Origin of the sequence: Aeromonas sp. A04, assembly GCF_047780465.1 — a bacterium.
Classification (GTDB): Bacteria; Pseudomonadota; Gammaproteobacteria; order Enterobacterales; family Aeromonadaceae; genus Aeromonas; species Aeromonas bestiarum.
In genome coordinates this window covers 663,124-682,150 of record NZ_JBLNHP010000001.1, presented here as the reverse complement: position 1 = coordinate 682,150, position 19,027 = coordinate 663,124, and the positions used below count along the sequence as shown (strand labels likewise).

Genomic DNA, 19,027 nt, shown 5'->3' with positions numbered 1-19,027 from the left:
GTCAGGATTTGGCCGGTGCGAGCAGGGCTAGGGCTTTGGCCAGGGTATCGACGGATTCCTGATGCTTGCCCGCCTTGTGCAGTGCCTCGCCTTCGGCGCGCAGCTGCTTCACCTCGGCCAGCTGCTCGGCGCTGAGGGCGGGGCCTGCGGCGAGGGCATCATCGATCTTCTTCATGTCTGCAGGGCAGTGAAACGCGAGGGCACTGCCGGCAAAGAGCAGGCCAATCAATAACAGGACAGGTTTCATCTTGGTTACCTCAATGGTGGGTCTCATCAAGGATAGTCCGGCCGTGGCGGGGCCGGTTGGGTTGAAGTGGGCGGGAAGCAAACGGTACCATGGCTGTTTAGCCCTACAGGGAGACCCCATGACACTCACAAGGTTGTTGTCACCCTTGGCCAGTCTGGTGATATTCATTCTGGGCCACGGCATGTTCAATACCCTGCTGACGGTGCGACTCTCGGCCGAGCAGGTGTCGGTGCAGGCCATCGGCCTGGTGTCGGCGGCCTATTTCGGGGGCCTGGTGCTGGGGGCCTTCATCAACGCCCGCCTCATCATACGGGTGGGCCATATCCGGGCCTATGCGGCCTACGCCTCCCTGCTCTGTTTCCTGTTCCTGCTGCACGGCATGGTGGTGGAGCCCATCGCTTGGGCGGCGCTGCGGCTGGTGGGGGGCTTTGCCACCGGCGGCCTCTTCGTGGTGCTGGAGTCCTGGATGCTGGTCTCCAGCACCCCGGCCAACCGGGGACGGCTGATGTCCCTCTACATGATACTGCTCTACGGATCCCTGGCCATGGGCCAGTTGCTGCTCAAGTGGGTGGATCCCATGGTGTTGACCCCCTTTGCCCTGTGCGCCATGGCCGCCACCCTGTCTGTGGTGCCGCTCGCCCTCTCCCGGGTGGCCACCCCTGCCATGGTGGCGCCCCAGCCGGTGGGGGTGCTGGAGCTTGTTCGGCTCACTCCGGCGGGGATGGGTAGCAGCTTCACCTCGGGCCTCATTCTCGGGGCCATCTACGGCCTGCTGCCGCTCTACTTTACCGACAGCGGCGCCTCGCTCTCGCGGGTGGCGGACATGATGGCGCTGGTGATCCTGGGGGGCATGTGCCTGCAATACCCCATAGGGCGGATGTCTGACCGCTATGACAGGCGGCTGGTGATCCTGCTGCTGTGCGCAGCGCTGACCCTGCTCGCCCTGCTGATGGTGCTGCTGCCCGAGGGCTGGCGCGAGCCGATCGCGGGGGCCCTGGTGTTCTTGCTGGGGGGGATGGCGTTTTCCATCTATCCCCTGAGCCTGAGCCACGCCTGCGATGAGCTGCGTCCGGATCAGGTGCTGGGGGCCAATCAGGGGTTGCTGCTCGCCTACAGTCTGGGAGCCATGATAGGGCCGCTGCTGGCGCCTTTCGTCATGCTGCAGTTCGGGCCGCAGGGCTTGTTCGTCTACTTCGCCCTGTGCGGCACCCTGCTGACGGCGTATCTGGGCTGGCGCAAGCGGCAGCGGGCCCCCATTCCGCTGGCCGATCATCAGGTGTTCATGCCGGTGCCGCCCAATACTCCCATGACTGCCGAACTGGAGCCGAGAACGGATCTGGCGGGAGAGGCTGTCCCTGCCAGCTATGCCACACCTGAGTCGCCCGGACCGCAGGATATGAAGGCCGGCTAGCAGTCGCTGAATCACGCGGATAAAAAAAAAGCCGGCTCCAGGGAGCCGGCTTTTTATTGGTAACGGAGACTATCAGGCGGTCACGGCATCGGCCTTGGCGGATGTCTCGATGGCGTCCGGCGCCGCATTGCGGATGAGGTAATCAAATGCCCCCAGCGCAGCGGTGGCACCCGCGCCCATGGAGATGATGATCTGCTTGAACGGCACTGTCGTGGCGTCGCCTGCGGCATAGACGCCGGGCAGGGAAGTGGCGCCCTTGGCGTCGATCTCGATCTCGCCAAAGCGGGTCAGGGCCACTTCGCTCCCTTTGAGGAACTCGGTGTTCGGCACCAGGCCTATCTGGACGAAGATGCCGGCGACCGCCAGATGCTTGATCTCGCCGGTGGTGCGATCTTCGTAATCCATGCCGACCACCTTGCTGCCGTCACCGATCACTTCCGTGGTGCGGGCGCTCATGATGATGTCGATGTTGCCCATGGAGCGCGCCTTCTTCTGCAGTACCTCGTCGGCGCGCAGGGTATCGGCGAACTCCACCACGGTCACGTGCTCGACGATGCCGGCGAGATCGATGGCCGCTTCTATGCCTGAGTTACCGCCACCGATCACCGCTACGCGCTTGCCCTTGAAGAAGGGGCCGTCGCAGTGCGGGCAGTAGGCCACGCCCTTGGTGCGGTATTCAAGTTCGCCCGGCACGTTCAGATCACGCCAGCGGGCACCGGTCGCCAGGATCACGGCGCGGCTCTTCAAGGTGGCGCCGGAGGCCAACTCCACGTTGACGTAGCCATCCTTGCTGATGGCGGCGGCGCGCTGTTCGGTGATCACTTCCACGCCGTACTGCTTGACGTGCTGCTCCAGACTGGCGGCCAGCTTGGGGCCTTCGGTGTAGGTCACCGAGATGAAGTTCTCGATGCCGACCGTGTCCATCACCTGACCACCGAAACGCTCGGCGACGATGGCGGTGCGAATGCCTTTGCGGGCGGCATAGATGGCAGCAGCGGCGCCAGCCGGGCCACCGCCCACCACCAGCACGTCGTAAGGCGCTTTTTCATTGAGCTCTTCAGCCTTGCGTTCTGCGGCGCCAGTGTCGAGCTTGGCCACTATCTCTTCCAGCGAGATGCGACCCTGGCTGAACGGCTGACCGTTCAGGTAGACGTTCGGCACCGCCATGATCTGACGCTCGTTCACCTCGTCCTGGAACAGGGCGCCGTCGATCATGGTGTGGGTGATGCCGGGGTTCAGGGTCGCCATCAGGTTCAGCGCCTGCACCACGTCCGGGCAGTTGTGGCAGGAGAGGGAAATGTAAGTCTCGAAATGGAACTCGCCCTTCAGGTTCTTGATCTGCTCCTGCACGGCCGGATCGGCCTTGGAGGGGTGACCACCGCTTTGCAGCAGGGCGAGCACCAGGGAGGTAAATTCATGACCCATGGGGATGCCGGCAAAATGAACGCGCGGGGTCTGGCCCTTTGGCGCGATGCTCATGGAAGGCTTGCGAGCGGCAGTGCCAGAGGTCTGGGTAATCTTGGGGGACATCTCGCTGATCTCGCTGGCCAATGCCAGGAGTTCTGCGGATTTGTCACTGTCATTGCCGGACACGCTGATCTCGATGGGATTGACGATGTACTGCAGATAGGTGTTCAGCTGTTGTTTGAGGTTGGTATCCAACATCTTCGAATTCCTTCTTTTGATTGCGGGTCGGCGTTTTGTCAGGCCAGAAAGCAGACCGGCCCTTGAATGGGCCGGTCTTGGAAGCGGAGGCTTAGATTTTGCCTACCAGATCCAGGGACGGGGCCAGGGTGGCATCGCCTTCTTTCCACTTGGCCGGGCAGACTTCACCCGGGTGGGAAGCAACGTACTGGGCCGCTTTGACTTTGCGCAGCAGTTCCAGTGCGTCACGGCCGATGCCGCCAGCGTTGATTTCAACGATCTGGATGATGCCCTGCGGGTCGATGACGAAGGTGCCGCGGTCAGCCAGACCGGCTTCTTCGATCATGACGCCGAAGTTGCGGGTGATGGCGCCAGTCGGGTCACCAATCATCGGATACTGGATCTTCTGGATGGTGTCGGAGGTGTCGTGCCACGCCTTGTGGGTGAAGTGGGTGTCGGTGGAGACGGAGTAGATCTCGACGCCCAGCTTCTTGAATTCGGCGTAGTTGTCAGCCAGGTCACCCAGCTCGGTCGGGCAAACGAAGGTGAAGTCAGCCGGGTAGAAGAACACCACGGACCACTTGCCTTTCAGGTCAGCGTCAGACACCTGAACGAATTTGCCATTGTGGTAGGCGGTGGCGTTGAACGGCTTGATTTCAGTGTTGATGTAGGTAGACATGTATTAGCTCCTTGGTGATGTACATATGCCTGTCTGGTATTGAAGAGTCTGTCCGGACCAGGCGTTTAACGTTCGATGGATTCATCATAGGGGCTTCTCCTAATCGGTTAAAGCCGCAATTTTGAATCACTTCAATCTATCTATTAGATAACCTACCGCTGCTGTACCTAACATGAATATTTCTGACATGCAGAGGTAACCCCTTGTCGAGATTCAACATCTGTGCGGTTCTTGGGTTTTTCAAGGGGCGAATGGGCAGCTTTCTCGGGGGGACGGGGCGTGGCAGTGACGTACTGGGCGAAACACGCAAAAAGAGGGGGCCCGGGGCAGGGCAGGAGGGTGCAGATAAAAAAAATCCCGGCGCTGTCGTAAGGACAAGGCCGGGTCATCAAACAAGGAATGGCTATATAAACAAAAGCTTTACAGCAAAGACTAACTACGGGGTGTGCAAACTTGCAGACATATGAGAGGAAGAGGCTGGGTGCACAATCCCTCGTCTCCCCCTCGGCAACTATTGCATGGGGAGATAATAGTGTGATGCAGATCACAAAGCAAGGTTGTGATGTAAATTTTCAATCAAAATGAAAGTCTTTCAGCTTTATTGTCGATTCCATGTGCTGAAAACGCTTTTATTGTAATTTTATTACAGGTTTTAAAGATCAGAAATCGCCGGGCGGCTCCTGTTCTTCCATCAGTTCGAGCAGGTTGATGGCAACCGCAATGAAATCCGACTCCGTGACTATGCCCACCAGCTTGCGTCCCTTGAGCACCGGCAGGCAGCCATATCTGTGGCGCTGCAGGTAGAGCGCCGCCTCCTTGATGCCGGCGTGGGGATCCACGCTTGCCACCTGGCGGGTCATGATCTCGTCGAGCTGGACGCTGTCGGTGAATTCCGCTTCCCGCTCCGGGTTGATCAGCAGCAGCTTGGACTCGCGGGTGGCCAGGATGTCGGTGAGGGTGACCAGACCTAGCAGGTGATGGTGCTCGTCGACGATGGGGATGTGGCGGATCCGCTCCTGCTGCATCAGATCCATCGCCTGTTTGACGCTGTTTTCCGGACCCAGAGTGAAGGGATGTTCTGTCATGATCTCGGATAAGGTCATCATGGTGGGCCTCCTTGTGTATCTGCTTTCACCCTAGCCCAGCCCCCACAGGCAAAACATGATCAGGGTCAATACAAAACCTTAAAGGTTTTTTAACTGGCCCTGCTTCACATAATTGCTCGCTATCCCTTGTCTCTCTTGGGTTTTTGGTCTTTTGGGTTGCCTTGGAAGAGGGGGATAACTAGACTAGCCGCCGATTCCCCCGAGGTGAAAGATGCAAGTATCCGATTTTCATTTTGATCTGCCAGACGAGCTGATTGCCCGCTATCCGATGGCAGAGCGTACCGCCAGCCGCCTGTTGCAGCTCGATGGTCAAAGCGGCGCCCTGCGCCATGGTCAATTTGTGGATGTGCTGGACCAGCTCAACCCCGGCGATCTGCTGGTATTCAACAACACCCGTGTCATTCCGGCGCGCATGTTTGGCCAGAAGGCCAGCGGCGGCAAGCTGGAGGTGCTGGTGGAGCGCATCCTGGACGAACACAGCGTGCTGGCTCACGTGCGCTCTTCCAAATCGCCCAAGCCCGGCACCCGTCTCATTCTGGATGGTGGGCCCGACGGTGAGAAAGTCGAAGCCGAGATGCGGGCCCGCCACGATGCCCTGTTCGAGATCCATTTCCAGGACCCCCGCCCCGTGCTGGAGATCCTGGAAGCCATAGGCCACATGCCGCTGCCGCCCTATATCGACAGGCCCGACGAGGATGCCGACAAGGAGCGCTACCAGACCGTTTACAACCAGAAGCCGGGCGCCGTGGCGGCGCCGACCGCCGGCCTGCACTTCGACGAGCCATTGCTGGCAAAGATCCGTGCCAAGGGGGTTGAAACGGCCTTCGTCACCCTGCATGTAGGGGCGGGGACCTTCCAGCCGGTGCGGGTGGACAAGATTGAAGATCACCACATGCACTCGGAATATGCCGAGGTGCCGCAGGAGGTGGTGGATGCCATAGCCGCAACGCGCGCCCGCGGTGGCCGGGTGATTGCGGTGGGGACCACCTCGGTGCGATCGCTGGAGAGCGCCGCCAAGGTGAGCCTGGCTCAGGGCAAGCCGCTGGCGCCGTTTTTCAGCGACACCGACATCTTCATCTTCCCCGGCTACCAGTTCCAGGTAGTCGATGCCATGGTCACCAATTTCCACCTGCCGGAGTCGACCCTGATCATGCTGGTCAGCGCCTTCGCCGGGTACGATCACGTGATGGCGGCCTATCAGGCGGCCGTGACCGAAAATTACCGTTTCTTCAGCTACGGGGACGCCATGTTCGTCACCCGTCGCCGGGCGGTGGCATAAGCCTCGCCCTTTATACCGGGCCTTCGGGCTCTCTATTGTCAGACTGTTTCTCTGACGCAACGAGGTAGCAATGAAATTTGAACTGAAAACCACCGACGGCCGTGCCCGTCGCGGCCAGTTGGTATTCGAGCGCGGCACAGTGCAGACCCCAGCCTTTATGCCGGTCGGTACCTATGGCACCGTCAAGGGGATGACCCCGGAAGAGGTACGTGAGACAGGTGCCCAGATCCTGCTTGGCAACACCTTCCACCTCTGGCTGAGACCGGGGCAGGAAGTGATGCGCGCCCACGGCGATCTGCATGACTTCATGAACTGGCAGGGCCCGATCCTGACCGACTCGGGTGGTTTCCAGGTGTTCAGCCTGGGGCACATTCGCAAGATCACCGAGGCGGGCGTGCACTTCCGTCACCCCATCAACGGCGAGAAGATCTTCCTCGACCCCGAGAAATCCATGGAGATCCAGTACGATCTGGGCTCCGACATCGTGATGATCTTCGACGAGTGCACCCCGTATCCGGCCACGTACGAAGAGGCGCGCAAGTCCATGGAGATGTCCCTGCGCTGGGGCAAGCGCTCGCGCGACAAGTTTGATGCCCTGGGCAACAAGAACGCCCTGTTCGGCATCATTCAGGGCTCCGTGTATGAAGAGCTGCGGGACGTGTCCCTCAACGGTCTGTTGGAGATCGGCTTCGACGGTTATGCGGTCGGTGGTCTGGCGGTGGGTGAGCCAAAAGAGGACATGCATCGCATCCTCGAGCACGTCTGCCCGAAAATTCCGGCCGACAAGCCGCGTTACCTGATGGGCGTGGGCAAGCCGGAAGACTTGGTGGAAGGGGTGCGCCGCGGGGTCGACATGTTCGACTGCGTGATGCCGACCCGCAATGCCCGCAACGGCCATCTGTTCACCACAGATGGTGTGGTCAAGATCCGCAACGCCAAGTATCGCAGCGACACCAGTACCCTGGATGCGGACTGCGATTGCTACACCTGCAAGAACTACACCCGCAGCTATTTGTACCATCTGGACAAGTGCAACGAGATCCTCGGTGCCCGTCTGAACACCATTCATAACCTGCGTTATTACCAGCGTGTGATGCAGGGTTTGCGGGACGCGATCGAGCAGGGTAAATTAGACGACTTTGTAGCTGAGTTTTACCGTCGGCAAGGGAAGCCTATGCCTCCGTTAGCTGAAAATGACGTGAAATAACAACGATATATAAGCCAGTTCTCAAATCTACATCAATAAGAGGTTGTTAAATGAGCATTATCTCCAAGGCGTATGCAGAAGGCGCAGTTCCGGGTGCACAGGGTGGTGGTATGGAAATGATCATCATGCTGGCCGTGTTTGGCCTTATCTTCTACTTCATGATCTATCGTCCCCAGGCCAAGCGCGCCAAGACTCATCGTGATCTGATGAGCTCCCTCTCCAAGGGTGATGAAGTGCTCACTTCCGGTGGCCTGGTCGGCAAGATTGCCAAGGTGTCCGCCGATAGCGAATACATTGTGCTGGCCCTGAATGATCAGACTCAAGTCACCATCAAACGTGATTTCGTCTCTGCCGTTCTGCCCAAGGGTTCTATTCAGTCCCTTTAATCTCCCGAGGAGCACAGCGTGTTAAATCGCTATCCGCTGTGGAAATACCTGATGGTGGTCTTCGTGATCGCCATCGGTTTTCTATATGCAGCCCCCAATCTTTACGGCGAAGACCCGGCCTTGCAGATCTCTGCCAGCCGGGGTGCCGAAGTCAAGCTAGAGACGCTTGATCTGGTGAAAGAGACGCTGGATGCGGCTCAGATCCCGGTCAAGCATGCTGCGTTCGAACACGGTTTCATTCTGATCCGTTTCAAGAACACCGAAGAACAGCTCAAGGCGCGCGACGTCGTCGCCAACAAGCTGGGCGACAACTTCATTACCGCTCTCAACCTGGCGCCCTCCACGCCTGCCTGGCTCGAAGCCATCGGTGCCAACCCGCTCAAGCTGGGTCTTGACCTGCGCGGCGGTGTGCACTTCCTGATGGAAGTGGACATGGCCGAGGCGCTGACCAAGCAGCAAGAGCAGATGGTGCAGGATTTCCGCGCCGAGCTGCGTACCCAGAAGATCCGTTATTCCGGCGTGCGTCGGGCCGGTGATCAGGTACAGGTGCTGTTCCGCGATGAAGCGGATCAGGCCAAGGCGGTCTCTCACCTGCGTCGTCAGAACCCTGATCTGACCTTCACCACAGAACAGAAGGGGGATGAGTTCATCCTGCTGGCGGGTCTGAGCGAAGCCAAGATCAAGGAAGTGAAGAAGTACGCCCTCGAGCAGAACATCACCATCATCCGTAACCGGGTGAACGAGCTGGGTGTGGCCGAGCCGCTGGTACAACAGCAGGGTGCCGAGCGCATCGTGGTGGAGCTGCCCGGTATTCAGGACACGGCCCGTGCCAAGGAGATCCTGGGCGCGACCGCGACCCTGGAATTCCACATGGTCGATGAGACTGCCGATATCCAGGCCGCCGCCGATGGCCGGGTGCCACCGAGCTCCAAGGTCTACAACGATCGCAACGGCCGTCCCGTCGTGCTGCAAAAGCGCATCATACTGACCGGTGACCACATAGTGGGTGCCCAGTCCGGTTTCGACGAATACAGCCGTCCCCAGGTCAACATCAAGCTCGATGGCCAGGGTGGCAACAAGATGGCCAACTTTACCAAGGACAACGTCGGTAAAGGCATGGCCACAGTGTTCATCGAATACAAGCCGGTCGGTCAGCCGGGTCCGGATGGCAAGCGCAAGTTCCGCAAGCAGGAGGAGGTGATCAACGTCGCCACCATCCAGTCGCGTCTTGGCAGCCAGTTCCGCATCACGGGTATCGACAACGCCAACGAAGCCCACAACCTGGCGCTGCTGTTGCGTGCCGGTGCCCTGATAGCCCCGATCCAGATCGTCGAAGAACGCACCATAGGCCCGAGCCTGGGTCAGCAGAACATCGACAGCGGTATGGAAGCCATCGGCTGGGCCATGCTGGTGATCGTGCTGTTCATGGGGATCTACTACCGTGCATTCGGTTGGGTGGCCAACCTGGCGCTCACCATGAACCTGGTGCTGATCGTCGGCATCATGTCGATGATCCCCGGGGCCACCATGACACTGCCGGGCATCGCCGGTATCGTCCTGACCTTAGGGATGGCGGTGGATGCCAACGTGCTGATCTACGAGCGTATTCGTGAAGAGATCCGCAACGGTCGCGGGGTGCAGCAAGCCATCCATCTGGGCTTCGACCGCGCCTTCTCGACTATAGCCGACTCCAACGTCACCTCGCTCATCACCTGCGTGATCCTGTTCGGTATCGGCACCGGCGCCATCAAGGGCTTCGCCCTGACGCTGGGCATTGGTCTGAGTGCCTCCATGTTTACGGCCATCACGGTATCCCGCGCCATCATCAACCTGGCCTGGGGTGGACGGCGCATCGACAAGCTGCCGATCTAAGGAAGAGACATGTTTCAGATTCTACATTTTGAAAAGCCCATTCCCTTCATGCGCTTCGCCAAGTCGGGAATGGTGTTCTCTGCCCTGCTGACGATACTCGCCCTGTTCTGCCTGTTCGATCGGGGTCTGAACTGGGGTCTGGACTTCACCGGTGGTACCACCATAGAGGTGGGATTCCAGCAATCGGTGAGCCTGGACAAGATGCACGAGGCGCTGGATCAGCAGAAGATTGAAGGGGCGACCCTGCAATTCTTCGGCTCCAGCCGTGACGTGCTGGTGCGCATGACCCCGAAAGAGGGGGTCAAGGTGGAGCAGCAGGGTAACGAAGTGCTGGCTGCAGCCAAGTTGATCGATCAGAGCGCCGTGCTCAAGCGCGTCGAATTCGTCGGCCCCTCGGTGGGTGACGAGCTGGCGACAGACGGTGCCCTGGCCATGCTGGCCTCCATCATCTGTATCCTGATCTACGTGGCGGTGCGCTTCGAGTGGCGTCTGGCCATGGGGGGCATTCTCTCCCTGGCGCACGATGTCATCATCACCCTCGGCATCTTCGCCTACTTCCAGTACGAGTTCGATTTGACCGTGCTGGCGGCGCTGATGACGCTGGTGGGTTACTCCCTGAACGACACTATCGTGGTGTTCGACCGGCTGCGGGAGAACTTTCGCAAGGTGCGCAAGGGAAATACCAGCGAAATCATGGATCTCTCCATGACCGAGACCCTGAGTCGGACCATCATCACCTCGGGGTTGACCTTCGTGGTGGTGGTGGCGCTGCTGCTCAAGGGCGGTCCGCTGATCCACGGTTTTGCCATCGCCATGGTGATCGGGGTGGCCTTCGGGACCTACTCCTCCATCTATGTGGCGAGTGCCTCAGCCATGTTCTTCGGGGTCAAGCGGGAGCACATGCTGCCGACCCAGGTGGAAAAAGAGGGCGCGGATCAGCAAGAGATCCTGCCGTAAACGACAAGGGCGCCGCGAGGCGCCCTTTCTCTTATGGCCCGGGTGAGTCATTATGCTCCCCGTTACCCATCTCCTATCATCCAAGGCAAGGAGCAAGCCATGCAACACAATCCCCGTTTTCTGGCGCTGGTAGAGGCCGTTCGTCCCCAGGTGCAAGAGACAGACGTGCATCAGGTCAAACGCTGGCAGGATGAGGGGCGCGCCTTTCATCTTATTGACGTGCGGGAAGAGAGCGAGTGGGCAAGGGGTCATCTGCCGGGGGCCGAATACCTGGGCCGTGGCGTGATCGAGCGTGACATAGAGACTCGCTATCCGGATCCGGCCACCGAGCTCTACCTCTATTGTGGTGGGGGATTTCGCTCCATCCTGGTGGCGGATAACCTGCAGAAGATGGGTTATAGCCGGGTTGTCAGCGTAGATGGTGGCTTTCGGGGCTGGTGTGATGCCGGATACCCTGTCGAATCCTGATTTATTTGAGGGAGAGAGGATCAGCCACATGACAAAGTGTCGGTTGACCTTTACCATATGCGGGGTCAAGCGTAAGCGTCGGAGTGTTCATTGAACGTCAGGAAAGGGATTGGATACCTCCTTGGTATCCTGTTGCTGCTCCCCATGTGGGGTTGCAGCAGTAGCAGTCAGGTTGAAGCGCCTCAAGTTCCCAAGCCGCAACCCGCTTCACTGGTATTGGCGACCCCCCTGCAGGTCTCTTACCAGAGCGAGTTGGCGTTGGCGCGACTCGGGCAGATGCTCGGTGAGATGGAATTGACCACAGAGCAACGGGCTGAACTGTTTTATGAGCGTGCCGTGGTGTTTGACCGGGTCGGCTTGCGCTCCCTGGCGAGGCTGGATTTCAACCGGGCCTTGCGGGAGAAACCGGATTTTGCCGAGGCCTACAACTTCATCGGCGTCTATCTGGTGCAGCAGCAGAATTATGACGAAGCCTACGAGGCATTTGATTCCGCCCTCGAGCTGGCTCCCGATTATGACTATGCCTATCTCAACCGTGGCATAGCGCTCTATTACGGCAATCGTCCCGAGCTGGCCGCAGCCGATATGAAACGCTTCTATGAAGCGCAGCCGGAAGATCCCTATCGGGTGATCTGGCTCTATCTGGCCGAGCAGAAGCTCAACGCGCCGGCCGCCATGAGCCGGATGCGCGAGCGTCTCAACAAGTATGACGACGACGCCTGGAACTGGGATCTGGTTCGCCTCTACACAGGCGAGCTCAATGCGACCCAGTTGATGGGCAACGTGGTGAAAGGGGTGAAGGACAACCGGGAGCTTGCCGAGCGCCTGTGTGAAACCTACTTCTACCTCGGCAAGTTTGAACTGGCCAAGGGCAACCGCAAGGAAGCCATCAGCTACTTCAAGCTGGCACTCGCCAACAACGTGTACGACTTCATCGAGCACAGGTATGCCTTGCTTGAGCTGGAGCTGATGGCGCGCAAACCCTTGCCGCCGGGTGCCCAGAGCGCACAGGGCAAGAGCAGCAAGCAGGCCTCCTGATTGCAGGCTCTCGCGATGTAAAAAAGGCCTCACAATGAGGCCTTTTTGCTGTCTGCGCTCTGGCATGGGAGTGGTGTTATTCCACCAGGCTCATGCCGGGGATATTTGGCAACAGTAGCCGTGGCAACCGTGCCCAGGCCTGTCTGCACTCTGGCATGGGAGTGGTGTTATTCCACCAGACTCATGCCGGGGATCTGACGCCAGTAACCGTTGCAGTCTAGCTCCTGCTGCAGGGGGAGAGGAGCCTGACCCTGCAGGTTGGCCTTGAAGCTGGTCAGCATCTCCAGTGTCTCCATCCCTTCGGGAGAGAGGCGCACCACGTCCACCAGACCCTCCATCGTTTTGAGCTCGTTGCCCAGGTTGTAGCAGTAACCTGACTGGGTCTGGATACCGTTGAGGTTGAATACCTTCTGCCCCTCGCGGCTGCTGGCGAGGCGCCCCGTGGGGTAGTGGATACAGGCGAGCTCGCAGCTGTCCTTGGGCTTGTCGAGGGAGCGGGCGGTGAAGCAGCGCGCCGAGTAGGCGAGCGGCAGGTGGCCGTAGGCAAACACCTCCACCTCGAACTGGCGGCGAGCGCTGCCCAGATCCTGATTGAGCTGCACCAGCCAGTCGCGCGACAGCTCCACCGGCATCACCCAGCGTTGCATCCCCTGTTTGAGCAGCATGCGCAGCACGTCGGCGTTGTAGGCATTGATGGCCGGGCCGCAGACAAACGGGAGCCCCGCCTCCCTGGCAAGTTGCACCGTGCCGAGATCGTTGGCCTCGACCATGAGATCGCCATTGTCGACCAGCCGCTTCACCTCCTTGAGCTCCGAGGGGGCCGAGATCAGCGCCAGGGTGGAGAGCACCACCTGCTTGCCCGAGGTCGCCACCTGGCGGGCGAGGGTAATCCAGTCATCTACTTTCAGTTCGCGGCGCTTGCTGCAGACGGTTTCCCCCAGATAAATGATCTCCGCCTGGCTCTGTGCAGCGGCGTCGTAGAAGGCCTGGGTGTCGGCCTTGGGCCAGTAGAAGAGCAGAGGCCCGAGAGAGAATTGCATGTGGTTGAGCTCCTTTATTGCCACTGACGATGATAGGCACCCAGGGTAGTCTGACTCCCCTCGGAGACGCGGGCGAGCTGGGCATCCCACTCGGCCTTGACGCTATAGCCCTCTGGACTGGCCTGGTAGGCATCGATGGCCGCGCGCCAGACCCGGGTGACCTGCTCCACGTAGGCGGGACTGCGCTGGCGCCCCTCGATCTTGACCGACTGGATCCCGGTCTGGAACAGCTCGGGCAAGAGGCCGAGCGTGTTGAGGCTGGTCGGCTCCTCCAGGGCGTGGTAGGTCTGGCCATCCACCTCGAAGCGGCCCTTGCACAGGGTCGGGTAACCGGCGTTTTCACCCGGGCCATAGCGGTCGATCAGCACCTCGTTGAGGCGGGACTCGAGGCCAGCCGGCGTCTCCTCCCAGCGCACAAACTTGGCCGGTGAGCAGGCACCCACGGTATTGGGACTCTCGCCTGTCATGTAGGAGGAGAGATAGCAGCGCCCCTCGGCCATGATGCAGAGGCTGCCAAAGGCGAACACCTCGAGACCGACATCGGTCTCGCGGGCCAGCTGTCTGACCTGATGCATGGAGAGCACCCGTGGCAACACCACACGGCCGACGTTGAAATGCTGCTGATAGAAGCGGATGGCGGCGGCATTGGTGACGCTGGCCTGCACCGAGACGTGCAGCTCCATGTCCGGATGATGGCGGCTGGCGTAATCGAGCACGGCGAGATCGGCGATGATCAGGGCATCGGCACCGAGCGCCACCCCCCGGTCCACAGCCTGCTTCCATCTGGCATCCGAGCCCGGGTGGGCGAAGGTATTGATGGCGATGTGCAGCTTGCGGCCATGCTGGTGCACGTAGTCCACCGCCTTTTCCAGCTTGCTGTCGGTGAAGTTGAGGCCGGCAAAGTGGCGGGCATTGGTGTCATCCTTGAAACCGATGTAAACCGCATCGGCCCCGTTATCCACGGCTGTTTTCAGTGCCGGCAAACTGCCTGCCGGACAGAGTAATTCCATCGGGTACGCTCCGAGAGGGCAAAAAATGCAAAAGTGGTCCGATTGTATTCATCGATGCCTTCCCACTTTTTGACCTGAGGCAGCTTTGTGTGGCTTTACCCTTCTTGAGGTAAGTCGGCACAAGTTTGATTTCCAACAGGATCCAGAGCGTGGCCCTGTGTTTGAATGCGCAAAAAACTGGGAGTTTATCGTGTTTCAACAACTGCAATGTCGCCTGGTCGAACAGGCTCCCCGCTTTCTGCGCCGCCCCCTCAAGCTGGTGCCGTTTGCACTGCAGCAGAACCTGATGGAGCGCCTGCTGGCGCGGGTGTTCAAGGAAGCCATCCAGGACGGTGACTTCGAGTTTCTGGCCGGCAAATGGCTCAAGGTCGAGGTATCGGATCTCGAGCTGTGCTGGTTCATCAGCGAACAGGATGGAAAACTGGTGGTGGCCCGCGATTGTGAGCGGGCGGATGTCTGCTTCAGCGGCACCACCAACGACCTCATACTGATCGCCGGCCGCAAGGAAGATCCCGATTCCCTTTTCTTTCAGCGCAAGCTGAAGATTGAAGGGGATACCGAGCTGGGACTGGAGGTGAAGAACCTGATGGACAGCCTGGATCTGGCTGGCTTGCCGAGCCTGATGCGCTACCCGCTGATGGATCTTGCCACCTTCATCGAACGGGCACGGACCGCGTTAGCGCAGGAGCCGCACTCTGCGCCGACGGGCGGGGTCCCGTCTCAGGTGTGATGCCAGGCCACCGGCATGGTGGCGGTAGTGACTGCGCGCCCACAGGCAGCGGCAGGCCCAGACGCAAGGGAGCAAGGCCAGCAGGGCAGTGGCGTTGGGGAGGCGGGAGAGCAACAGGCCCAGCGCCAGCCAGACGAAGGGCTGCGCCTCGTACAGCCACTCCGGCTGAAACCAGCGTTTGGCCGGAAAGATGACCAGATCGGTGCGCCGATAGCTGGAGCGCATCATCCAGATGACGGCGCCTGCGACAAACAACAGGCTGCCCGCCAGCCAGAGCAAGGGGGTCTGGGTAAGCGTGAGCGTGCCGACCGCGGTCAGCAGATAGCAGACTGGTAACCTCTCATAAAGCCAGCGTGGGCACATGTTGCCTCCGCTCCTGGATCCACTCATCCTCCAAGTTTAGCCTGCGGTCAGCCTCCGCTCATGATGCTTTGTTCTACACAATGATGGTTTTGTTGTGAAATGGCGCGCCTTTTACGGTGCCAAAATAGCGATTGGCTATGTTACAATTGCGCGCCATTTTTGACTGAAGATTGACTGGGCATGTTGGATCAGATTCGTATCGTGTTGGTAAACACTTCTCACACCGGCAACATGGGCTCTGCGGCGCGCGCCATGAAGACCATGGGACTGACTCAACTGGTGTTGGTTGATCCACAGGCCCTGCCAGATGACAACGCCATGGCCCTGGCGGCAGGGGCCAGCGATGTCCTGGCCAATGCCCGTATCGTCTCGACGCTGGATGAAGCCATTGCCGATTGTGGTCTGGTCATAGGCACCAGCGCCCGTTCCCGGACCCTGAGCTGGCCCATGCTGGATCCTCGCGAAGCGGGGAAGAAGGCGGTGGTGGAGGGCGTGAAGCATCCGGTGGCTCTGGTGTTTGGTCGTGAACGCACCGGCCTCACCAACGACGAGCTGCAGAAGTGCCACTACCACGTGGCCATTGCGGCCAACCCCGAATACAGCTCCCTCAATCTGGCCATGGCGGTACAGACCATCTGTTACGAAGTGCGGATGCACTGGTTGCAGGGTCAGGCTCCCGAGGTGGAGAGCGAGGCAGATTATCCCAGTGCCGATCAGCTGGAAGGCTTCTATCAGCACCTGGAGCAGACCCTGCTCAAGACGGGTTTCATCGCCGATGATCATCCGGGGCAGGTGATGAGCAAGCTGCGTCGCCTGTTCAATCGAGCCCGTCCGGAAACGGTGGAACTCAACATTCTGCGCGGCATTTTGACCTCGGTACAGAAGCCGAAACCGCAGGATTAAACCTGACTGGTTTACTCAACCATATACTTGACTGTTTTAGTCGGGTATGTGACCATATGCCCATATTGATTGGTTCGCAAGACGGTAAGGCATATGAGACTGACCTCAAAAGGACGTTACGCTGTGACTGCCATGCTCGACGTGGCGTTGCATGCAGAGCAGGGGCCCGTGCCTCTGGCTGATATTTCAGAACGCCAGGGCATCTCCTTGTCCTATCTGGAGCAGCTGTTTGCCCGCCTGCGCAAGCATGGTCTGGTGAGCAGCGTACGTGGCCCGGGTGGCGGTTATCGCCTCGGTCTGGCCCCTGACGCCATCTCGGTCGGTCAGGTGATCACCGCGGTCGACGAGTCGGTGGATGCCACCAAGTGCCTCGGCAAAGGCGGCTGCCACGGCGGCACCCAGTGCCTCACTCACTCCCTGTGGCGTGATCTCAGCGAGCGCATTTCCAGTTTCCTGGGGGATATCACCCTGGCAGAGCTGGTGGGTCAGGCGGATGTGCGCCGGATCGCCGGCAAGCAAGACGAACAAATGAAAACCGTGTTGTCCCTGGTTGATCGGGCAGAACGCGGCGATGTGAGCTTGAAAGTCCAACTATAAACAAACGTGCTTTCCACAGTCGGTCGATGTGTGACCCTGGCTGTAACGGAGAAAAACATGAAACTGCCTATTTACCTTGATTATTCGGCAACCTGTCCGGTGGACCCGCGTGTCGCAGAAAAAATGATGCAGTGTCTCACCATGGATGGCCTGTTCGGCAATCCAGCATCCCGTTCCCACCGCTTTGGCTGGCAAGCCGAAGAGGCGGTAGACCTGGCCCGTAATCAAGTGGCAGAGCTGATCGGTGCCGACCCGCGCGAGATCGTCTTCACCTCCGGCGCGACAGAATCCAACAACCTGGCCATCAAGGGCGTTGCCCATTTCTATGCTGGCAAGGGCAAACACATCATCACCTCCAAGACAGAGCACAAGGCAGTACTCGATACTTGCCGCCAGCTGGAGCGTGAAGGCTATGAGGTGACCTACCTCGAGCCGATGCCGAACGGCCTGTTCACTCTGGAGCAGATCGAAGGTGCCCTGCGCGATGACACCATTCTGGTCAGCATCATGCATGTGAACAACGAGATCGGCGTGGTGCAGAACATTGCCGCCATCGGCGATCTGTGCCGCTCCCGCAAGATCCTGCTGCACGTGGACGCAGTCCAGAGCGTGGGCAAGATCCCGGTGGATGTGGAAGCCCTGAAAGTGGATCTGCTCTCCATGTCCGCCCACAAGGTATACGGCCCCAAAGGCATAGGTGCCCTCTATGTGCGCCGCAAGCCGCGCGTTCGTCTGGAAGCCCAGATGCACGGTGGCGGTCATGAGCGCGGCATGCGTTCCGGCACCCTGCCGACCCACCAGATCGTCGGCATGGGCGAAGCCTTCCGCATCGCCAGGGAAGAGATGGTGAGTGAAGGTCAACGTATCATGGCCCTGCGTCAGCGTCTGTGGGATGGCATCAAGGACATCGAAGCCGTTTACATCAACGGTGACCTGGAACAGCGTGTGCCGGGCAACCTGAACGTCAGCTTCGCCTATGTGGAAGGAGAATCCCTCATCATGGCGCTGAAGGATCTGGCGGTCTCTTCCGGCTCTGCCTGTACCTCGGCCAGCCTGGAGCCCTCCTATGTGCTGCGTGCACTGGGTCTGAACGACGAGCTGGCGCACAGCTCCATCCGTTTCAGTCTGGGTCGCTTCACCACAGAAGAAGAGATTGATTACGCAATCAAGCTTATCCGTGACTCCATCGGTCGTCTGCGCGAGATGTCTCCCCTGTGGGAGATGTACAAAGACGGCGTCGATCTGAACACGGTCGAATGGGCTCATCACTGATCCACAGGATCAGTGATCAACGGAATTAGCAGGAGTTAGATATGGCTTACAGTGAAAAAGTAATCGACCACTACGAGAATCCCCGCAACGTAGGTGGCTTCGACAAGAACGATCCCAACATTGCGACCGGCATGGTTGGCGCCCCGGCTTGTGGCGACGTGATGAAGCTGCAGCTGAAGATCAGCGACGACGGCATCATCGAAGATGCCAAGTTCAAGACCTATGGCTGTGGTTCCGCCATTGCCTCCAGCTCCCTGGTGACCGAGTGGGTCAAGGGCAAGACCCTGGACGAAGCCGCCGGCATCAAGAACACCGACATCGCCGAAGAACTGGCCCTGCCGCCGGTGAAGATCCACTGCTCCATTCTGGCTGAGGACGCCATCAAGGCCGCCATCGCCGATTACAAGCAGAAGAAAGGTCTCTAAGGTCAGGAGCGCAGTATGGCCATTACCATGACAGATGCCGCAGCGGCACGGGTTTCCTCTTTTCTGACCAACCGGGGCAAGGGCATTGGCCTGCGCCTCGGCGTCAAGACCACCGGCTGTTCGGGTCTTGCCTATGTGCTCGAGTTTGTCGATGAGCTGGCGGATGAAGATCAGGTGTTTGAGCAAAACGGTGTCAAAGTCATCGTCGATGCCAAGAGCCTGATCCATCTGGATGGCACCGAGCTGGACTTCGTCAAGGAGGGGCTCAACGAGGGCTTCCAGTTCAACAACCCCAACGCCAAGGGCGAGTGTGGTTGTGGCGAAAGTTTCAGTGTCTAACCGATTTGACGCACGGCATGTGTTGCCGCTTGAACTGGCCGGAAACGGCCAGTT

At 59.4% G+C, this 19,027-nt stretch carries 21 protein-coding genes; 14 read left to right on the top strand and 7 right to left on the bottom strand.

Annotated features, from left to right (window positions below):
* Nucleotide 1: 1 nt before the first annotated feature.
* Complete coding sequence (locus ACM3N8_RS03010; RefSeq protein ID WP_043136802.1) at nucleotides 2-247, bottom strand: hypothetical protein; 246 nt, start codon at nucleotides 245-247, stop codon at nucleotides 2-4.
* 118 nt (nucleotides 248-365) lie between these two features.
* Here ACM3N8_RS03010 and ACM3N8_RS03005 point away from each other — a divergent pair, with 118 nt between their 5' ends.
* Entirely contained in the window at nucleotides 366-1,658 is a 1,293-nt protein-coding gene (locus tag ACM3N8_RS03005; RefSeq protein ID WP_290016880.1) for an MFS transporter, read from the top strand.
* Nucleotides 1,659-1,730: 72 nt separating this feature from the next.
* On the opposite strand, the gene ahpF is transcribed toward ACM3N8_RS03005, so the two are convergent.
* The 3 genes from ahpF to ACM3N8_RS02990 form a co-directional block, all read right to left on the bottom strand.
* On the bottom strand, nucleotides 1,731-3,323 hold the full coding sequence (gene ahpF / locus ACM3N8_RS03000; protein WP_416015430.1) for an alkyl hydroperoxide reductase subunit F: 1,593 nt from the start codon (nucleotides 3,321-3,323) through the stop codon (nucleotides 1,731-1,733).
* A 91-nt stretch (nucleotides 3,324-3,414) separates the two neighbouring features.
* Nucleotides 3,415-3,981 carry an alkyl hydroperoxide reductase subunit C gene (ahpC, locus tag ACM3N8_RS02995; protein WP_017411392.1) on the bottom strand — a complete coding sequence of 189 codons (567 nt, stop codon included), beginning with the start codon at nucleotides 3,979-3,981 and terminating at the stop codon, nucleotides 3,415-3,417.
* 659 nt (nucleotides 3,982-4,640) lie between these two features.
* Nucleotides 4,641-5,087 (bottom strand): CBS domain-containing protein, encoded by a 447-nt coding sequence (locus tag ACM3N8_RS02990; protein WP_043136795.1) that lies wholly within the window; start codon nucleotides 5,085-5,087, stop codon nucleotides 4,641-4,643.
* 211 nt (nucleotides 5,088-5,298) lie between these two features.
* Here ACM3N8_RS02990 and queA point away from each other — a divergent pair, with 211 nt between their 5' ends.
* The 7 genes from queA (at nucleotide 5,299) to nlpI (ending at nucleotide 12,294) form a co-directional block, all read left to right on the top strand.
* Nucleotides 5,299-6,366 (top strand): tRNA preQ1(34) S-adenosylmethionine ribosyltransferase-isomerase QueA, encoded by a 1,068-nt coding sequence (queA, locus tag ACM3N8_RS02985; RefSeq protein WP_043555277.1) that lies wholly within the window; start codon nucleotides 5,299-5,301, stop codon nucleotides 6,364-6,366.
* A gap of 70 nt (nucleotides 6,367-6,436) precedes the next feature.
* Nucleotides 6,437-7,573 carry a tRNA guanosine(34) transglycosylase Tgt gene (gene tgt / locus ACM3N8_RS02980; RefSeq protein ID WP_290016877.1) on the top strand — a complete coding sequence of 379 codons (1,137 nt, stop codon included), beginning with the start codon at nucleotides 6,437-6,439 and terminating at the stop codon, nucleotides 7,571-7,573.
* A gap of 50 nt (nucleotides 7,574-7,623) precedes the next feature.
* Complete coding sequence (gene yajC, locus ACM3N8_RS02975) at nucleotides 7,624-7,959, top strand: preprotein translocase subunit YajC (RefSeq protein ID WP_098984364.1); 336 nt, start codon at nucleotides 7,624-7,626, stop codon at nucleotides 7,957-7,959.
* Nucleotides 7,960-7,977: 18 nt separating this feature from the next.
* Nucleotides 7,978-9,831: a protein translocase subunit SecD gene (secD, locus tag ACM3N8_RS02970; protein WP_043555278.1), complete on the top strand. Its 1,854-nt coding sequence runs from the start codon at nucleotides 7,978-7,980 to the stop codon at nucleotides 9,829-9,831.
* Nucleotides 9,832-9,840: 9 nt separating this feature from the next.
* Entirely contained in the window at nucleotides 9,841-10,788 is a 948-nt protein-coding gene (gene secF, locus ACM3N8_RS02965; RefSeq protein ID WP_043136784.1) for a protein translocase subunit SecF, read from the top strand.
* Nucleotides 10,789-10,887: 99 nt separating this feature from the next.
* Entirely contained in the window at nucleotides 10,888-11,256 is a 369-nt protein-coding gene (locus tag ACM3N8_RS02960) for a rhodanese-like domain-containing protein (protein ID WP_290016876.1), read from the top strand.
* 90 nt (nucleotides 11,257-11,346) lie between these two features.
* A complete protein-coding gene (gene nlpI / locus ACM3N8_RS02955; RefSeq protein WP_280136097.1) occupies nucleotides 11,347-12,294 on the top strand; it encodes a lipoprotein NlpI in 948 nt (315 codons plus the stop codon).
* A 167-nt stretch (nucleotides 12,295-12,461) separates the two neighbouring features.
* On the opposite strand, the gene ACM3N8_RS02950 is transcribed toward nlpI, so the two are convergent.
* Together ACM3N8_RS02950 and ubiU are read right to left on the bottom strand one after the other, a co-directional pair.
* The gene (locus tag ACM3N8_RS02950; protein ID WP_290016874.1) at nucleotides 12,462-13,334 is read right to left on the bottom strand and encodes a U32 family peptidase; all 873 of its coding nucleotides are present in this window, start codon (nucleotides 13,332-13,334) and stop codon (nucleotides 12,462-12,464) included.
* 14 nt (nucleotides 13,335-13,348) lie between these two features.
* Nucleotides 13,349-14,344, bottom strand: coding sequence for a ubiquinone anaerobic biosynthesis protein UbiU (ubiU, locus tag ACM3N8_RS02945; RefSeq protein WP_416015429.1), 996 nt, complete (start codon nucleotides 14,342-14,344; stop codon nucleotides 13,349-13,351).
* 190 nt (nucleotides 14,345-14,534) lie between these two features.
* Between ubiU and ubiT the strand changes: the two genes are divergently transcribed.
* Complete coding sequence (gene ubiT, locus ACM3N8_RS02940) at nucleotides 14,535-15,074, top strand: ubiquinone anaerobic biosynthesis accessory factor UbiT (protein WP_416015428.1); 540 nt, start codon at nucleotides 14,535-14,537, stop codon at nucleotides 15,072-15,074.
* On the opposite strand, the gene ACM3N8_RS02935 is transcribed toward ubiT, so the two are convergent.
* The gene (locus ACM3N8_RS02935; RefSeq protein ID WP_416015427.1) at nucleotides 15,021-15,437 is read right to left on the bottom strand and encodes a hypothetical protein; all 417 of its coding nucleotides are present in this window, start codon (nucleotides 15,435-15,437) and stop codon (nucleotides 15,021-15,023) included. The two genes, ubiT and ACM3N8_RS02935, sit on opposite strands and share 54 nt — an antisense overlap.
* A 180-nt stretch (nucleotides 15,438-15,617) precedes the next feature.
* On the opposite strand from ACM3N8_RS02935, the gene trmJ reads away from it, so the two are divergent.
* The 5 genes from trmJ to iscA all read left to right on the top strand — a co-directional run bounded on the left by trmJ (nucleotide 15,618) and on the right by iscA (nucleotide 18,973).
* On the top strand, nucleotides 15,618-16,340 hold the full coding sequence (gene trmJ / locus ACM3N8_RS02930; protein ID WP_416015426.1) for a tRNA (cytosine(32)/uridine(32)-2'-O)-methyltransferase TrmJ: 723 nt from the start codon (nucleotides 15,618-15,620) through the stop codon (nucleotides 16,338-16,340).
* A 93-nt stretch (nucleotides 16,341-16,433) separates the two neighbouring features.
* Nucleotides 16,434-16,937, top strand: a complete 504-nt coding sequence (gene iscR, locus ACM3N8_RS02925) for a Fe-S cluster assembly transcriptional regulator IscR (RefSeq protein WP_042865866.1) — start codon at nucleotides 16,434-16,436, stop codon at nucleotides 16,935-16,937.
* Nucleotides 16,938-16,994: 57 nt separating this feature from the next.
* Nucleotides 16,995-18,209, top strand: a complete 1,215-nt coding sequence (locus ACM3N8_RS02920; RefSeq protein WP_043136767.1) for an IscS subfamily cysteine desulfurase — start codon at nucleotides 16,995-16,997, stop codon at nucleotides 18,207-18,209.
* Between the two features lie 41 nt (nucleotides 18,210-18,250).
* The gene (gene iscU, locus ACM3N8_RS02915; RefSeq protein WP_005310405.1) at nucleotides 18,251-18,634 is read left to right on the top strand and encodes a Fe-S cluster assembly scaffold IscU; all 384 of its coding nucleotides are present in this window, start codon (nucleotides 18,251-18,253) and stop codon (nucleotides 18,632-18,634) included.
* 15 nt (nucleotides 18,635-18,649) lie between these two features.
* Nucleotides 18,650-18,973, top strand: coding sequence for an iron-sulfur cluster assembly protein IscA (gene iscA / locus ACM3N8_RS02910; RefSeq protein WP_042865868.1), 324 nt, complete (start codon nucleotides 18,650-18,652; stop codon nucleotides 18,971-18,973).
* Nucleotides 18,974-19,027 lie beyond the last annotated feature (54 nt).

Excerpts from the sequence above, each read along its gene's own strand:
- ACM3N8_RS03010 (WP_043136802.1), bottom strand. The coding sequence starts at position 247 with ATGAAACCTGTCCTGTTATTGATTGGCCTGCTCTTTGCCGGCAGTGCC.
- ACM3N8_RS03005 (WP_290016880.1), top strand. The coding sequence starts at position 366 with ATGACACTCACAAGGTTGTTGTCACCCTTGGCCAGTCTGGTGATATTC.
- ahpF (WP_416015430.1), bottom strand. The coding sequence starts at position 3,323 with ATGTTGGATACCAACCTCAAACAACAGCTGAACACCTATCTGCAGTAC.
- ahpC (WP_017411392.1), bottom strand. The coding sequence starts at position 3,981 with ATGTCTACCTACATCAACACTGAAATCAAGCCGTTCAACGCCACCGCC.
- ACM3N8_RS02990 (WP_043136795.1), bottom strand. The coding sequence starts at position 5,087 with ATGATGACCTTATCCGAGATCATGACAGAACATCCCTTCACTCTGGGT.
- queA (WP_043555277.1), top strand. The coding sequence starts at position 5,299 with ATGCAAGTATCCGATTTTCATTTTGATCTGCCAGACGAGCTGATTGCC.
- tgt (WP_290016877.1), top strand. The coding sequence starts at position 6,437 with ATGAAATTTGAACTGAAAACCACCGACGGCCGTGCCCGTCGCGGCCAG.
- yajC (WP_098984364.1), top strand. The coding sequence starts at position 7,624 with ATGAGCATTATCTCCAAGGCGTATGCAGAAGGCGCAGTTCCGGGTGCA.
- secF (WP_043136784.1), top strand. The coding sequence starts at position 9,841 with ATGTTTCAGATTCTACATTTTGAAAAGCCCATTCCCTTCATGCGCTTC.
- ACM3N8_RS02960 (WP_290016876.1), top strand. The coding sequence starts at position 10,888 with ATGCAACACAATCCCCGTTTTCTGGCGCTGGTAGAGGCCGTTCGTCCC.
- ACM3N8_RS02950 (WP_290016874.1), bottom strand. The coding sequence starts at position 13,334 with ATGCAATTCTCTCTCGGGCCTCTGCTCTTCTACTGGCCCAAGGCCGAC.
- ubiU (WP_416015429.1), bottom strand. The coding sequence starts at position 14,344 with ATGGAATTACTCTGTCCGGCAGGCAGTTTGCCGGCACTGAAAACAGCC.
- ACM3N8_RS02935 (WP_416015427.1), bottom strand. The coding sequence starts at position 15,437 with ATGTGCCCACGCTGGCTTTATGAGAGGTTACCAGTCTGCTATCTGCTG.
- trmJ (WP_416015426.1), top strand. The coding sequence starts at position 15,618 with ATGTTGGATCAGATTCGTATCGTGTTGGTAAACACTTCTCACACCGGC.
- iscR (WP_042865866.1), top strand. The coding sequence starts at position 16,434 with ATGAGACTGACCTCAAAAGGACGTTACGCTGTGACTGCCATGCTCGAC.
- ACM3N8_RS02920 (WP_043136767.1), top strand. The coding sequence starts at position 16,995 with ATGAAACTGCCTATTTACCTTGATTATTCGGCAACCTGTCCGGTGGAC.
- iscU (WP_005310405.1), top strand. The coding sequence starts at position 18,251 with ATGGCTTACAGTGAAAAAGTAATCGACCACTACGAGAATCCCCGCAAC.
- iscA (WP_042865868.1), top strand. The coding sequence starts at position 18,650 with ATGGCCATTACCATGACAGATGCCGCAGCGGCACGGGTTTCCTCTTTT.